This is a genomic window from Curtobacterium sp. ZW137 (assembly GCF_003762905.1).
GTDB lineage: Bacteria > Actinomycetota > Actinomycetes > Actinomycetales > Microbacteriaceae > Curtobacterium.
In genome coordinates, this window is the sequence record NZ_RJKS01000001.1 from 589633 (window position 1) to 604048 (window position 14416).

Here is a 14416-nt window from a genome sequence, read left to right on the forward strand (position 1 = left end):
GCCCCTCCGGGCCACCGGCGTGTAACGGGTTCGTAAACGTTCCGCGGATGCGCGTCACAGGATTCGCCAGCGACCCCACGGCCCTCTATCGTTCACCGGAACGATTACCAGGAGGGGTCACCCCGAATGCAGCCCATCGTCCAGCCCCCAGAACCCGACCGCCGTCCCAGCCGCCGCACGCTCCTCACGGGGGCGGCAGGACTCGCCGGTCTCGGCCTGCTCACCCTCACCGGGTGCAGCACCGGCGCGAGCGCGGGCACCGTCAGCATCCCCGAGCAGGCGGCCACCGGCGCCGCACGTCGCGGTGGTCGGCTCCGCATCGCCCGGCCGGCGGCATCGGCCGCCGAGACCCTCGACTCCGCCAGCTCGCTGTCCGCGTACGAGTACCTCGGCGCGCTCTACAACCGCCTCGTGAAGCTCGACGAGTCGGGGGAGACCGTCCCCGACCTCGCTCGCGAGTGGTCCGCGAACGCCGACGGCACCGTGTGGACGTTCCATCTGCGCCGTGGTGTCCGGTTCCACGACGGATCCCGGTTCAGCGCCGACGACGCCGTCGCGAGCATCGCGCACATCCTCGACGAGGCGACGGGCTCCCCGCAGGCCGGCGTCCTCGGTGAGGTGATGACGGCGAAGTCCATGCACGTGGTCGACCCGTACACGCTCCGCTTCGACCTGACGAAGCCGAACGCCGAGTTCCCGTCGCTCCTGACGGCGTACCAGTGCTACATCGTGCCGGCCGCCGCGGTGGCGACGATCGGCCGCACGGGCATCGGCACCGGACCGTTCAAGCTGTCCTCGTTCACGCCGGCCGGTGCCGGCAGCGTCGAGGCGTTCGACGACCACTTCGCCGGACGTCCGGCCCTCGACGGCATCGACTTCTTCTCCATCCAGGACACGACGGCCCGGGTGAACGCGCTGCTCGCCGGCCAGATCGACCTGATCTCGCAGACGAACCTCGACTTCGCCACGGCCCGGGTGGTGGCCGCCTCGGACCGTGCGACGGTCGCCCGCTCGGTGAACGCGCAGTGGTACACGATCCCGATGCTCGCGACGAGTGCCGAGTTCAAGGACCCGAAGGTGCGGCAGGCGATGAAGCTCGCCTACGACCCGAAGCGGATCGTGGAGACGGCACTGCAGGGGACCGGTTCGCCCGGTTGGGACAACCCGGTGCCGCCGCAGCTCGCCGCGTTCCTCGACGAACCCCGCGAGTACGACCCGGACAAGGCCAAGAGCCTGCTCAAGCAGGCCGGACGGGAGGGACTGCGCACCTCGATCTACACGTCCAGTTACGAGTCGGTCTTCACCCTGCTCGCGGTCGCGTACCGCGACCAGGTGGCGGACGCCGGGATCGACCTGACGGTCCGGAGCGCGTCCTCCGACTCGTACTACACGCAGATCTGGATGCAGAAGCCGCTGATGGTGAGCTACTGGTTCACCGGCCGGCCGATCGACCAGCTGCTCAACCAGATCTTCCGGTCCGGGTCCTCCTACAACGAGAGCGCGTGGTCGAACGGGTCCTTCGACCTGCTCCTGGACGAGGCCCGCGCGGAGATGGACGACGCCAAGCGGAAGACGCTCTACCAGGACGCCCAGCGACTCGTCGTCGCGGACGGCGCCGACATGACCCCGATGTTCGGCGACCGCCTCGTGGGGCTCTCCCGCGACGTCGTCAACTACTCGGAGTTCGGCTTCGAGTTCGACTACCTCCGGATCGGACTGCGCCGATGAACGTCCTCCTCCCCGTCCTCCGCCGCGTCGGCATCGCCGTGCTGACGGTGGTGCTCGCCTCCCTGTTCGTGTTCCTCGCGGTGCAGGCCCTGCCCGGCGACGTCGCGCAGCAGCTCCTCGGGCAGAACGCCACGCCGGCAGCGGTCAAGCAGCTGCGCGAGTCCCTCGGCCTCGACCAGAACGTGTGGCTCCGCTACGGGCAGTGGCTCGTCGGCGCGGCGCACGGCGACTTCGGGACCTCGCTCGTCAGCGGGGAGCCGGTCGCACCGACGCTCTTCACCGCGTTCCGGAACAGCATGCTGATCGCCGTGCCCGCGATGCTCGTCGGCGTGACGCTCTCCCTGACGCTCGGCGTCGTCGCCGGGGTCCGTCGCGGCCGTCCGAGCGACCGGGTGATCTCGATCGTCAGCCTCGTCGTGATGAGCGTCCCGGAGTTCATGGTCGCCACCGTGCTCGTGCTGCTCTTCGCGATCGGCATCCCGTTGTTCCCCGCCGTGGTGCTGCGCGGGAGCGACGCCACCGTCGGGGAGCTCCTGCCGACGATCTGGCTGCCGATCATCGTGCTGACCCTGGCGATGGCCGCGTACATCGTCCGGACCGCCCGGTCCTCGACGATCGACGTGATGGCGTCCGAGTTCGTCACCACCGCCGAGCTCAAGGGCCTGACGATGCGCCGAGTGGTCTGGAAGCACGCGGTGCCGAGTGCGCTGCTGCCGACGCTCAACGTCGTCGCGCTGAACGTCGCCTGGCTCCTCGGCGGCGTGGTCGTCGTGGAGAACGTCTTCAACTACCCGGGCATGGGCAAGCTGATGCTCGAGTCCGTCTTCAACCGGGACCTGCCGACGATCGAGGCGATCGCGCTCCTCAGCGCCCTCATCTACGTCATCTGCAACCTCGCGGCGGACCTCGTCGCACTGGCGCTCGACCCGCGGCTCCGCACCCGGCAGCGACGGACCCGCGTCCGTCCGCCCGCACGACGGGCCGCACGGGCCGCACGCGTCGCCCGCGCCCGCGCGAACGAAGGGACCGCAGCATGACCGCCATCGCCCCCCGCTCGCGGAACGTGATCGGTGCCGCCGTCGCACCGTTGCGCTCCTCGACCGCCCTGAGCATCGGCCTCGGCCTCATCGCGCTGCACCTGGTGCTCGCGATCCTGGCCCCCGTCATCGCCGTGCACGACCCGGTGGCGACGGACTCGACGAACGTCCTCGCCGGCCCGGAGTGGAGCCACTGGCTCGGCACCGACCAGTACGGCCGCGACATCCTGTCCCGCACCCTGAACGGCGGCCGGTACGCGCTCCTGGTGACCTTCCTCGCGACGACCATCGCGGTCGCCGTCGGCACGGTCCTCGGTGCAATCACCGCGTACGCCGACAACTGGTTCGACGAGGTCGTGATGCGGGTCGTCGACGCGCTGCTCAGCGTGCCGTCGATCCTCGCCCTGCTCGTCGTCGTGACGGTGTTCGACGCCGGGCTCTGGGTGATCGTGCTCGCCGTGACGATCGTCTACGCGCCCGCCGTGACCCGCGTGGTCCGTGGCGCCGCCCGGACGGTGATCACGCAGGACTACGTCACCGCGGCACGCGCCCGCGGGGAGAAGCCGCTGTCGATCGTGTTCCGCGAGATCCTGCCGAACGTCCTCGACGTCGTGCTCGTCGAGTACGCGATGCGGGCGTCCTGGATCGTCCTCCTCGTCGCCTCGCTGTCCTTCCTCGGCTTCGGTGCGAACCCGCCGACGCCGGACTGGGGCCTCATGGTGCAGGAGAACCGCACCGCACTGACCGTCGTGCCGCTCGGCACGCTGGCGCCGATCGTGGCGCTGGCGACGCTCGTGATCGGCCTCAACCTCGCCGCGGACGGGCTGGCCAAGTCGCTCGGCGTCGACCGTGCCACGCAGGGAGCAACGAGCGCATGACCGACCCCAGCACCGACGCGACCGCGTCGACGACCACGACCGCCGCGGACACGGCCACCGTCCGCGTCGAGGACCTCGCGATCTCCTACGCCGCCGGCCGGACCCAGGTCCCCGTCGTCCGCGGCGTCTCGTTCACCATCGCCGCCGGCCAGACGCTCGGCCTGGTCGGGGAGTCCGGCAGCGGCAAGTCCACCGTCGCCCGGACCCTCCTCGCGCACCTCCGCACCGGCTCCCGGATCGTCGGCGGATCGGTCACGGTCGCCGACCAGGACGTCTTCGCCCTGTCGCCGTCGGCCACCCGGGCGCTCCGCGGCGGCACGGCTTCCGTGGTCGCCCAGAACGCCGGACAGGCGCTCACGCCCTCGATGCGCGTCGGCGAGCAGATCCGCGAGGCCCTCCGCGCCCACGGCGAGCCCGACGGCCCGGAGCGGGTCACGGAGCTCGTCCGGCTCGTGCGCCTGCCGTCCCCGGACACGATCAGCCGCCGGTACCCGCACCAGCTCTCCGGCGGCCAGCAGCAGCGCGTCGCGATCGCGATGGCCGTCGCCGCCCGACCCCGGGTGCTCGTCCTCGACGAGCCGACCACGGCGCTCGACGTCGTCACGCAGGCGGCGGTCCTCGACCTGGTCGCGGACCTCGGCCGGGAGCTCGGCATGGCCGTCCTCCTCGTCAGCCACGACCTCGGCGTCGTGTCGGCGATGGCCGACGAGATCGCCGTGATGCGGCAGGGCGAGATCGTCGAGCACCGCCCGACGGCGGCGCTCTTCGCCGACCCGCAGCACGAGTACACGCGCGCCCTGTTGGCCGCGGTGCCGGACGGGACCCGTCCTGGAGGCGGTGGGCACGCGCCGTCGACCGCGTCCGTCCCCGGGACGGTCGCCGCCAGGGCCACCGGCACCGAGCCTCCCGTCCGCCCCCTGGTGACCGCACGGGACCTGGTGGTGCGCTACGGACGCGGCCTGCCGGCCGCCGTCGACGGCGTGTCCTTCGACATCGCACCGCGCGAGACGCTCGCCGTCGTCGGCGAGTCCGGCAGCGGCAAGTCCACGCTCGCGACGGCACTCGCCGGGCTGGTACCGGCCGAGTCGGGGACGTTCACCTACGAGGGCGGGGCGACCTCGGGGGACCTCCGGGACCCGGTCGCCGGACGGAGCACCGCGCTCCGCCGGGCCGTCCAGCTCGTGTTCCAGAACGCGGACACCTCGCTCAACCCCCGGCGGACCGTCGGCGCCGCGGTGGCGCGGCCGCTGCAACTGTTCACCGGATCGTCGTCGCGTGCGCGGGTCGACGAACTGCTGACGCAGGTGGGGCTCGGGCCGGAGTTCGCGAACCGCCTGCCCGCCCAGCTCTCCGGCGGTCAGCGTCAGCGTGTCGGGATCGCCCGTGCGCTGGCGGCCGGACCGGAGCTCGTGATCGCGGACGAGATCACCACCGCACTCGACGTGCAGGTGCAGGCCGGGATCCTCGGGCTGCTGGCGGACCTGCAGCGTGAGCAGGGGCTGAGCTGCCTGTTCATCAGCCACGACCTCGCCGTCGTCCGGGGCGTGGCCGACCGGGTCGCCGTGATGACCGGCGGCCGGATCGTCGAGATCGGCCCGACCGAGCGGGTCTTCGGCGGCCCGAACCACCCGTACACGCGGACGCTCCTCGCGGCGACGCTCGAGCCGGGCGTCACCGAGCTGCCGGACGTCGACGACGGCGTGCAGCACTGGCGGAACGCCGACGGCTGGACCGACCACGGCGACGGCCACCGGATCAGGAACTGGGAGGACGCATGACCGCGTCGCTGACGGCGATCGGGGTGCCGGACGGCCTGCCGCCGGGCGTCGCGGTCCGGGACGAGTGGATCCCGATGCCGGACGGTGTCCGGCTGCACACCCGGATCTGGTCGCCCGTGACCGACGACCCCGTGCCCGTGCTGCTGGAGTACCTGCCGTACCGGCTCGACGACTGGACCGCGCCGCGCGACTCCGAGCGGCACCCCTGGTACGCCGCGCACGGGTACGCCTCGGTCCGGGTGGACATCCGCGGGACCGGGTCCTCGGACGGGTTCTTCGACGACGAGTACAGCGAGCAGGAGCTCCGCGACGGCGAGGCCGTGATCGCCTGGCTCGCTGAGCAGCCCTGGTCGAGCGGTGCCGTCGGGATGTTCGGCATCTCCTGGGGCGGGTTCAACGCGCTGCAGCTCGCCGCCCGCGCTCCCGCCGCACTCAAGGCCATCGTCACGGTGTGCTCCACCGACGACCGGTACGACAACGACGTGCACTACGTCGGCGGTGCGGTGCTCGGCATCGACATGGCGGCGTGGGGCGCGACGATGTTCGCGTTCAACTCCCGGCCGCCCCGGCCCGAGGTCGTCGGGCCGTCGTGGGTGTCCCGGTGGCGTGAACGCCTCGACGCGAACCGGCCGATGACGCCGGTGTGGCTGTCGCACCAGACGCGCGACGACTACTGGCGGCACGGCAGCGCGTCCGAGGACTACGCCGACATCAGCGCGGCGGTGCTCGCGGTCGGCGGGTGGGCGGACCCCTACCGGGACGCGGTGCTCCGGCTCGTGGAGCACGTCGACGCCCCGGTCAAGGGGATCGTCGGGCCGTGGTCGCACCAGTACCCGGACCGCGGACTCGCGCCGGGGCCGTCGATCGGCTTCCTGCAGGAGTCCCTCCGATGGTGGGACCGGTGGCTCCGCGGGGTCGACACCGGCGTCGAGCAGGAGCCCGCGCTCCGGGCGTGGATCAACGACCCCGAGCCGCCCGCGTCGTACTACGCCGAGCGGACCGGTCGCTGGGTCGGCGCGACCGCCTGGCCGTCGACGTCCACCGAGCCGCGCGTGCTCGCCCTGGACGCACTCCGCGGCGGCCGGGACGGCGCCCTCGTCGTGGCTTCGCCCGAGGAGACCGGCGCCGACGCGGGCCGCTTCTTCCCGTTCGGCAACGCCACCGACCTGCCGCCGGACCAGCGCGCCGAGGACGGCCGGTCCGTCTGCTTCGACCTGCCCGTCGAGGAGTCGTTCGACCTGCTGGGCAACGTCCTGGTCGACCTGTCGGTGACCAGTGACCAGCCGCGCGCGACCGTGACCGTGCGGCTCTGCGACGTCGCGCCGGACGGCAGCTCCACGCTCGTCACCCGTGGGGTGCTGAACGCTGCGCGTCGGAACGGGATGGACCGCGACGACCCGCTCGAACCCGGCACGTCGACCGTGCTGCCCGTGCGACTCGTCTCGACCGGGCACCGGTTCCTCGCCGGGCACCGCCTGCGCCTCGCGGTGTCGACGTCGTACTGGCCGTGGGTCTGGCCGCACGGGGTCGCCGCGGCACTCGTGGTCGACCCCGCGGCGAGTTCGGTCACGCTGCCGGTGTGGCACGGCGACCCCGCGGCGGACGCCGGCATCCGCTTCGAGGACCCGGTCCGTTCGACGCCGCTGGCGATCACCCGGATCGAGCCGACGGAACCGCTGCCGCAGCGCACGGTCACGCACGACGTCGAGACGGGGGAGTGGACGCTCGACGTCGACCCCGGCTACGGCGGCGGACGCGTGTACCCGGACGGGCTGGTGTTCAGCGAGGACGCCCGCGAGACCTACCGGATCCGCTCCGGGGACCCGACGTCCGCCAGTGCGGCGTCCCGGTGGGCGATCGGGCTGTCACAGGACACCTGGGCGGCACGGCTCGAGACCACCTCGTCCGTCACCGCGTCCGCCGAGGCGTTCTCGGTCGTGAACACCGTGCGGGCCTGGGCCCGGGACGGGGTGGACGCCGCCGAGGAGCTCGTCGCCGAGCACACCTTCCGCGACGAGGTGCCCCGGGAGTCCGCGTGAGCACGGCTCCGTCCGCCGCCGGGCGCGTGCGGCAGCGGCCGGAGGTCCGGCGCGCGATGATCGTCCGCGCCGCGCGGTCGGTGATCGTCCGGAACGGCCTCGGCGCCACCGGGCTCCGGGACATCGCGGCCGAGGCCGGGGTGTCCGTCGGCACGGTGACCTACCACTTCGCGAGCGTCGCCGAGATCCTCAACGAGGTCGTCGTGCTCGAGACCGAGCGGTTCTACGGCGCGATCGTCACGGCCGTCGACGCCGAGCCCGACACCGTCCGAGCACTCCGGATGCTCGTCGAGCCGCTCTTCGACGACAGCGACGAGGTCCGGCAGCACTGGCGGATCTGGTCCGACTACTGGACGGCGGTCGCACGCCGTCCGGAGGTCGCCGACGAGTACGCCGAGCGGATCCGCGTGTGGGAGGCGTGCCTGGTCCGGGTGATCCGGCGCGGGGTCGAGGACGGCACGTTCGACACGGCCTCGGACGGCATCGACGCCTCCGTCGTGGCGCTGAAGCTCGCCGCGTACAGCGACGGCGTGGCGACCCAGCTCGCGCAGAACGCCCCCGGGCTGACGAACGCCGTCGCGCTCACCTGGATGTGGGAGTTCCTTTCACAGCAACTCGGGGTTGTTCTGAGGTAAGGCTTCCCTTACCGTTGAGCCATGGCCCGGACCCGACGACAGCCCAGTGAGCGCATCCTCATCGCAGGAGCCGTCGAGGACCTCCCGGAGATCCACCGGATGCTGGTCGACCTGCCCGAGAACGCCTACGGCCAGGTCTTCGTCGAGGTCGCCCTCGACGAGCAGGTCCGCATCCTGCCGGCACCGCCGCGCGTCACCGTGACGTGGCTCGTCCGCACCACCCGCCCGTCGATCGTCCCGTCGCTCTGCTTCGCCGACCACGGGGAAGCCCTGGCGGCCGCCGTCATCGGCTGGGCGTCCGAGTGGTGCGTGACCGACTGCGAGCCGCGCACCTCCGTGTGGATCGGGTGCTCCGACAGCCCGTGGGCCGAGCAGGCCCGCGCCGCCGTGCAGCTGGAGCTCGCCGACGCCGGCCAGCAGGTCGTCGTGGAGTACGGCGGGTAAGGTCAGCCTGTGCTTCCTTGCGCCGTTCAAGAAAACGGAGCATGGTGGGTCCATCGGTCAGACCGGGTGCAGGAACCCGGTGCAACCTCGAGGTAGCAGGAGGCAACCATGAGCACGAGCACCACCACGACCACCACCACGACGAACACCACGTCGCCGTTTTCCACCACGCCGGAGCTCGCCGCCGGAGTCGCCCAGTTCCTCGCGCCCGTCGTCATCGACCTCGAAGCCCTGGTCGTCAACGGCAAGCAGGCGCACTGGCACGTCCGCGGCCGCAACTTCATCGGCGTGCACGAGCTCCTCGACCAGATCGTCGAGCACGCGCAGGAGTACGCCGACCTCGCCGCGGAGCGCATCGTCGCCCTCGGCCTGCCGGTCGACTCGCGCATCGCGACCGTCGCCGCGAACACCACCATCCCGGCGCTGTCGGAGGGCTTCCAGAACTCCGACGTCACCATCACCGAGGTCATCGCCGACATCGACGCCGCGCTCGCGCAGGTCCGTCGTGCGGTGGAGGGCCTCGACGAGGTCGACCTCAACAGCCAGGACGTCGTCATCGAGATCGAGCGCGGGCTCACCAAGGACCGCTGGTTCCTGCAGGCGCACCTCGCCGCCTGAGTTGCGACCACTCCGCTGACGGGCAGGTCGAATCGCTCGGAGGAGGTCGAATCGCTCGGAGGAGGTCGAATCGCGCGTAAGAGGTCGAATCGCGCGTAGGAGGTCCGAACTTCGGACTTCCTACGCGCGATTCCGCTTTCCATCGCGACCGGGATGGGAAGAAAGCTCCGCCCGTGGCGCACACGCGCGGCAGACTGGTCGCTCAGGACCGGGCGGTGTTCACGAGGCACCGCCCTCCGAGGTGCCTCCTGACGTCTCGCGGATGCGGCGCACGACCGCACTCGTGGAGTGCTCCGGCACGTAGTCGACCATGACGACCTCGCCGCCGTAGCCCCGCACCACCTCGGTCTCGCGGAGCATCTCGGGGGAGTAGTCCCCGCCCTTGACGTAGACGTCCGGGCGGACCCGCTCGATCAGGGGGATCGGGGTGTCCGTCGCGAAGACGGTGACGAGGTCCACGCAGGCGAGTGCCGCGAGGACCCCGGCGCGGTCCTCCGCGGTGTTGATCGGCCGCTCCGGGCCCTTCAGACGGCGGACCGAGTCGTCGTCGTTCAACGCGACCACGAGCAGGTCGCCGAGTTCGCTCGCCTGGCGCAGGTACGACGTGTGGCCACGGTGCACGACGTCGAAGCAGCCGTTCGTGAAGACGACCCGACGGCCGTCGCGGTGCGCCTGCTCGACGGCGGCGGCGAGGTCGTCGTGGTCGACGACGGTCTCCGCCGGGGCCTCCACGGAGCGGAGGAGGGCGTCGGCGTCGCAGGTGGACGTCCCGGCCTCGCGGACGACGACGTCGGCGGCGGCCTGGGCGAAGGTGACGGCGTCGCGGGCCGACGCACCGACGGCGAGGGCGACGGACGCGGCCGCGCAGAACGTGTCACCGGCGCCGGACGCCTGCTGCTCGGACGCTGGGGTCGCGCGGGTACGGAAGCCCTGGTCCTCGCCCCGTTCGAGGAGCACCGTGCCGTCGCGGTCGAGCGTGACCACGGCGGCCACCGCGCCGGTCGCCCGGAGCACCTGCTCGCGCGCCTCGGCCACGGTCGCGGCGCGGTCGGTGCCCTGGTCGAGCGTGCGACCGAGGAGCGCCGCGGTCTCGCCGGCGTTCGGCGTGACGAGGTCCGGACGGAGGTCGTGCCACCCGCGGAGGTCGTGGGCGTCCACCACGACGACGTCGGGGCGGTGCGCCTCGAGCACCGGCAACACGGACTCCGGTGTGACGCCGAGGCCGTAGTCGCACACGACCGCGGCGTCGGCGCCGTGGACCGCTCGGGCGATCGCGGCGGCGAGCTGGTCGGTGTGGCCGTCGGTCGGGGTGCCCGCGAGTTCGTCGACACGGACGACCACACGGTCGCCACCGACGATCCGGGACTTCGAGGTCGTGGTGGCGCCGGAGATCCGGACCATGAAGGACGTGTCGACGCCGGCCGCGCCGAGCCGCTCGAGCAGGACCGTGCCGGTCTCGTCGTCGCCCACGATGCCGACCATCCGGACCCGGGCGCCGAGCGTGCGGGCGTTCACCGCGGTGTTCGCGGCACCACCGGGGACCGCGATGGTCTCGGTGACGCGGACGACGGGGGCCGGGGCCTCGCGGGACACCCGTTCGGCCTCGCCGATGGTCCAGCGGTCGAGGATGCAGTCGCCGATGACGACGACGAGCGGTTCGCGGTCGTCGATGCGTCCGACGAGGTCCCGGACGAGACGGACGTCGGCGGTCACCGGTCGAACCCCTCGGCGTCGGCGGTGGACGTGTCGGCGGCGGCCTCGGGCGCGATCGGCGCTGCTGTCGCTGCCGGCCCCGCTGGCGGTGCCGGTTCGAGGTGCACCACCGTGGTCGTCGTCATCTCGTCGAGCAGGTGCGGCCCGTACCCGAAGCCGGCGCCGGAGGCCCCGCGGGGCTCCGCGCTGCCGCCGGGAGCGCCGCCGAACACGGCGTTCACCTTCACGGTGCCGACCGGCAGGGTCGCCGCGGCCCGGAGCGCGTTCCCGGTGTCGTTCGTCAGGACGGTGGCGGCGAGGCCGTACCGGTCCGCGGCCGCGAGGCGCAGCCCCTCGTCGAAGGAGTCGACGACCCGCACGGGCGCGATCGGCCCGAAGGTCTCCTCGGTCAGTGCGAGCGCGTCGTCCGGGACGTCGGTGAGCACGGTCGCCGGGTAGAACGTGCCGTCACCCTCGGGCACGGTGCCGCCGGTCCGGACCCTCGCGCCGCGGGACACCGCGTCGTCGACGTGCTGCTGCACGAGGCCCCGGAGCCGCTCGTCGACCAGGGGGCCGTACTCGGCGGCGGGCAGCGCCGTGCGGCGCTCGGCCTCGGCGACGAGTGCGTCCACGAAGGCGTCGGCGACGTCGCGGTGCACGTAGACGCGCTCGACGCTCGTGCAGATCTGGCCGGTGTTGGCGAGGGCGCCGAGGGCGGTCTGCGCGGCGGCCCACACCGGGTCGACGTCGGCGTCCACGACGACGGCGTCGTTCCCGCCGTTCTCACGGATCACGTGCGCGCGGGTGCCGGTCGCCGCCGCCGCGAGTCGGTCGCCGGTCGCGGTCGAACCGACGTGCGCGTAGACCGCGATGCCGTCCTCGGCGAGGAGCGCCTCACCGGTGGACGCGTCGCCGTCGACACCCACCAGGACGCCGTCGGGCAGCACCTCGGCGAGCAGCTCGTTGAGCCGTGCGATGGTCGCCGGGCACCGCTCGCTGCCCTTGTGCACGACCGTGTTGCCGGTCACGACGGCCGCGCCGATGATCCCGAGCGCAACCGCCACCGGGTCGTTCCACGGGGTGAGGGCGAGGACGACCCCACGCGGGTGCGGCACGGTCCAGTCGGCGGCTCCGTGCTGGCCGCGGAGCGACTCGCCACGGTGCAGCGGTCCGAGCTCCGCGTACTGCAGGAGCGTGCCGATGCCGGCCTCGACCCCGCCGAGTGCGTCGCCGGGGACCTTGCCGGTCTCGCGGGTGTTCAGCTCGGCGAGTTCGTCAGCGTGCTCGCGGAGGTGTTCGGCCGCGGTCCGGAGCAGCGCACCCCGGTCGGCCGGAGCGGTGCGCGCCCAGGTCGGGAACGCGGTCCGGGCCCGGGTCACGGCGTCGTGCACCTGCTCGGGGGACGCGACGGGCGTGGTCGACGCCACCGCCCCGGTCACCGGGTCGAGGACGACCAGCTCGGTGGTCTGCGCGGTCGTGGTGGGGGCTTCGAGCGTCATGCGCGTCCTTCCGGAACAGCTGTCGGGAGCGGGAAGTCAGACCGTGCTCCTCGCTTCCTGGGCACGGTCACGGGGTCCGCGGTGGGTGGCCAGGCCGGGCCGACCGCGGGACGCGCACGGCTCGGTCCCGGTAGACAGGGAGGACCGGACAGGCGAGACGAAGGAGAACGCGGACGTGGTGCGGATCGGCAACGGCGGCGAACGGTTCGAGGGGATCCGCGAGATCGCGGTGCTCCGGGGCGGGGGTCTCGGCGACCTGATGTTCGCGATGCCGGCGATCGAGGCGCTGGCCGCCGCGTACCCCGAGGCGCGCCTGACGCTGCTCGGCACCCCGGCCGCCGCGACCCTGCTGCAGGGCCGGACGGACGCCGTCCACGCGTTCGAGGAGCTCCCCGTCGCCCCCGGCGTCCGGGACTCCGGCGAGGGCGCCCCCGACCTCGACGAGTTCTCGGCCCGGCTGCACGGCCGGTTCGACCTCGCGGTGCAGCTGCACGGCGGTGGCCGGAACTCGAACCCGTTCCTGCTGCGGCTCGGCGCCCGCCACACCGTGGGCACCGCGACCGAGGACGCCGAGGTCCTCGAGCGCTGGGTCCGCTACGTCTACTACCAGCACGAGGTCCTCCGCGGCCTCGAGGTGGTCGGGCTCGCGGGCGCCGACCCCGTCACGCTCGACCCCCGCGTCGCGGTCACCGACGAGGAACGCGCCGCGGTCCGCTCCCGGCTCGGCGTCACGCGGAACCTCGTCGCCATGCACCCCGGCGCCACGGACCCCCGTCGTCGCTGGAGCCCCGAGCACTTCGCCGCCGTCGCACTCGCCCGCATCGAGGCCGGTGACGACGTCGTCCTGGTCGGCGACGACTCGGATCGCCCGGCGGCGTCCGCGATCGTCGCGGCGGTCGGCCCCGCGGGGGCGGCGCGGCTGCACGACCTCGTCGGGACGCTGCCGCTCGGCGAGCTGCCGGCGGTGCTCGGCGCGGCCGACGTGATGGTCGGCGACGACTCCGGCCCGCGGCACATCGCCCTCGCGGTGGGTGCCAGGACGGTCGGCGTCTTCTGGTTCGGCAACGTGATCAACGCCGGTCCGCTCGACCGCGGCCGGCACCGGGTGCTGATGAGCTTCGTCACGCGCTGCCCGGTCTGCGGCGTCGACGTCACCCAGGTGGGCTGGACCGCGGAGCGCTGCGAGCACGACCCGTCCTACGTCGACGAGGTCACGCCCGACCGCGTCCTCGCCGAGGTCGAGGACCTCCTCCACACCCGCTGACGGCCGCCGCCCGAGACGGGGCACCAGGACGGACGGGAGGCCCGGTACCAGCTGGCACCGGGCCTCCCGTCCGCGACGTGGTGGCGACCACCGGGTCACGGCCAGCTGGGCTCCGTGGCCGGCATGATCGACAGCTCGCGGATCTCGCAGCCGGCCGGCTGCGCGAGCGCGAAGAGGATCGCGTTCGCAACGTATGACGGCTCGATCAGCTGCGCGTCCGGTCCCGGCTTGTACTGCTCGGTCCGGTCGGCGAAGAAGTTCGTGCGCATCCCGGCCGGGATGACGTTGGTGACGCCGACCTTGCCGGCGGTCTCGGCCGCGAGCGCCTGGGAGAACCCGCGCACGCCGAACTTCGACGCCGAGTAGGCGGTGCCGTCGCCGACGCCGCGGAGCGCCAGCGAGGAGGAGATCGTCACGACGCGGCCGTGGTGCTCCTCGAGCGTGGGGAGCGCCGCGCGGACGACGGCGGCGGTCCCGAGCAGGTTGACGCCGACGATGCGCTCCCAGTCCGTGGCGGAGAGCCCGCCGATCGGGGCGGGCTTGTCGATGCCGGCGGCGGTGACGACCGCGTCGAGACCGCCGTGGCGCTCCGCGGCGTCGCGGACGGCCTGCTCGGTGGCGGCGGTGTCCGTCACGTCGACCGCGACCGCGTCGATCCCGTCGGCGACGCCGTCGACCCGGAGGTCGAGGACGATCGGGGTGCCGCCGGCCTCGATGACGGCGTCGACGACGGCCGCTCCGAGTCCGGAGGCGCCGCCGGTGACGAGGACGCGGCCGATGGGCGTGGTGGGGACGGGCATGTGG

The 14416-nt window shown here is 73.0% G+C and carries 12 protein-coding genes; 9 read left to right on the forward strand and 3 right to left on the reverse strand.

Annotated features, from left to right (window positions below):
- Positions 1-126 precede the first annotated feature (126 nt).
- The 8 genes from EDF55_RS02785 to EDF55_RS02820 all read left to right on the forward strand — a co-directional run bounded on the left by EDF55_RS02785 (position 127) and on the right by EDF55_RS02820 (position 9157).
- Entirely contained in the window at positions 127-1728 is a 1602-nt protein-coding gene (locus tag EDF55_RS02785) for an ABC transporter substrate-binding protein (RefSeq protein ID WP_123653393.1), read from the forward strand.
- Positions 1725-2765 (forward strand): ABC transporter permease, encoded by a 1041-nt coding sequence (locus EDF55_RS02790; protein ID WP_123653394.1) that lies wholly within the window; start codon positions 1725-1727, stop codon positions 2763-2765. Before EDF55_RS02785 ends, EDF55_RS02790 begins: the two co-directional genes overlap by 4 nt.
- On the forward strand, positions 2762-3643 hold the full coding sequence (locus EDF55_RS02795; protein WP_123653395.1) for an ABC transporter permease: 882 nt from the start codon (positions 2762-2764) through the stop codon (positions 3641-3643). The genes EDF55_RS02790 and EDF55_RS02795 overlap by 4 nt, the downstream gene beginning before the upstream one ends.
- The gene (locus tag EDF55_RS02800) at positions 3640-5421 is read left to right on the forward strand and encodes an ABC transporter ATP-binding protein (protein ID WP_123653396.1); all 1782 of its coding nucleotides are present in this window, start codon (positions 3640-3642) and stop codon (positions 5419-5421) included. The genes EDF55_RS02795 and EDF55_RS02800 overlap by 4 nt, the downstream gene beginning before the upstream one ends.
- Positions 5418-7460: a CocE/NonD family hydrolase gene (locus EDF55_RS02805; RefSeq protein WP_123653397.1), complete on the forward strand. Its 2043-nt coding sequence runs from the start codon at positions 5418-5420 to the stop codon at positions 7458-7460. Before EDF55_RS02800 ends, EDF55_RS02805 begins: the two co-directional genes overlap by 4 nt.
- Complete coding sequence (locus EDF55_RS02810) at positions 7457-8095, forward strand: TetR/AcrR family transcriptional regulator (RefSeq protein ID WP_260235749.1); 639 nt, start codon at positions 7457-7459, stop codon at positions 8093-8095. The genes EDF55_RS02805 and EDF55_RS02810 overlap by 4 nt, the downstream gene beginning before the upstream one ends.
- 21 nt (positions 8096-8116) lie before the next feature.
- Entirely contained in the window at positions 8117-8539 is a 423-nt protein-coding gene (locus EDF55_RS02815) for an SIP domain-containing protein (RefSeq protein WP_123653398.1), read from the forward strand.
- 108 nt (positions 8540-8647) lie between these two features.
- Positions 8648-9157, forward strand: coding sequence for a Dps family protein (locus EDF55_RS02820; RefSeq protein ID WP_123653399.1), 510 nt, complete (start codon positions 8648-8650; stop codon positions 9155-9157).
- A gap of 219 nt (positions 9158-9376) precedes the next feature.
- Here EDF55_RS02820 and rfaE2 read toward each other — a convergent pair whose 3' ends face one another.
- Positions 9377-10870 (reverse strand): D-glycero-beta-D-manno-heptose 1-phosphate adenylyltransferase, encoded by a 1494-nt coding sequence (rfaE2, locus tag EDF55_RS02825; protein WP_123653400.1) that lies wholly within the window; start codon positions 10868-10870, stop codon positions 9377-9379.
- On the reverse strand, positions 10867-12348 hold the full coding sequence (locus tag EDF55_RS02830) for an aldehyde dehydrogenase (protein WP_123653401.1): 1482 nt from the start codon (positions 12346-12348) through the stop codon (positions 10867-10869). Before EDF55_RS02830 ends, rfaE2 begins: the two co-directional genes overlap by 4 nt.
- Positions 12349-12523: 175 nt before the next feature.
- Between EDF55_RS02830 and EDF55_RS02835 the strand changes: the two genes are divergently transcribed.
- A complete protein-coding gene (locus EDF55_RS02835) occupies positions 12524-13612 on the forward strand; it encodes a glycosyltransferase family 9 protein (protein WP_123653402.1) in 1089 nt (362 codons plus the stop codon).
- 95 nt (positions 13613-13707) lie between these two features.
- Here the strand turns inward: EDF55_RS02835 and EDF55_RS02840 are convergent, their stop codons facing one another.
- Positions 13708-14412 carry an SDR family oxidoreductase gene (locus EDF55_RS02840; protein WP_123653403.1) on the reverse strand — a complete coding sequence of 235 codons (705 nt, stop codon included), beginning with the start codon at positions 14410-14412 and terminating at the stop codon, positions 13708-13710.
- Between the last annotated feature and the right edge of the window lie 4 nt (positions 14413-14416).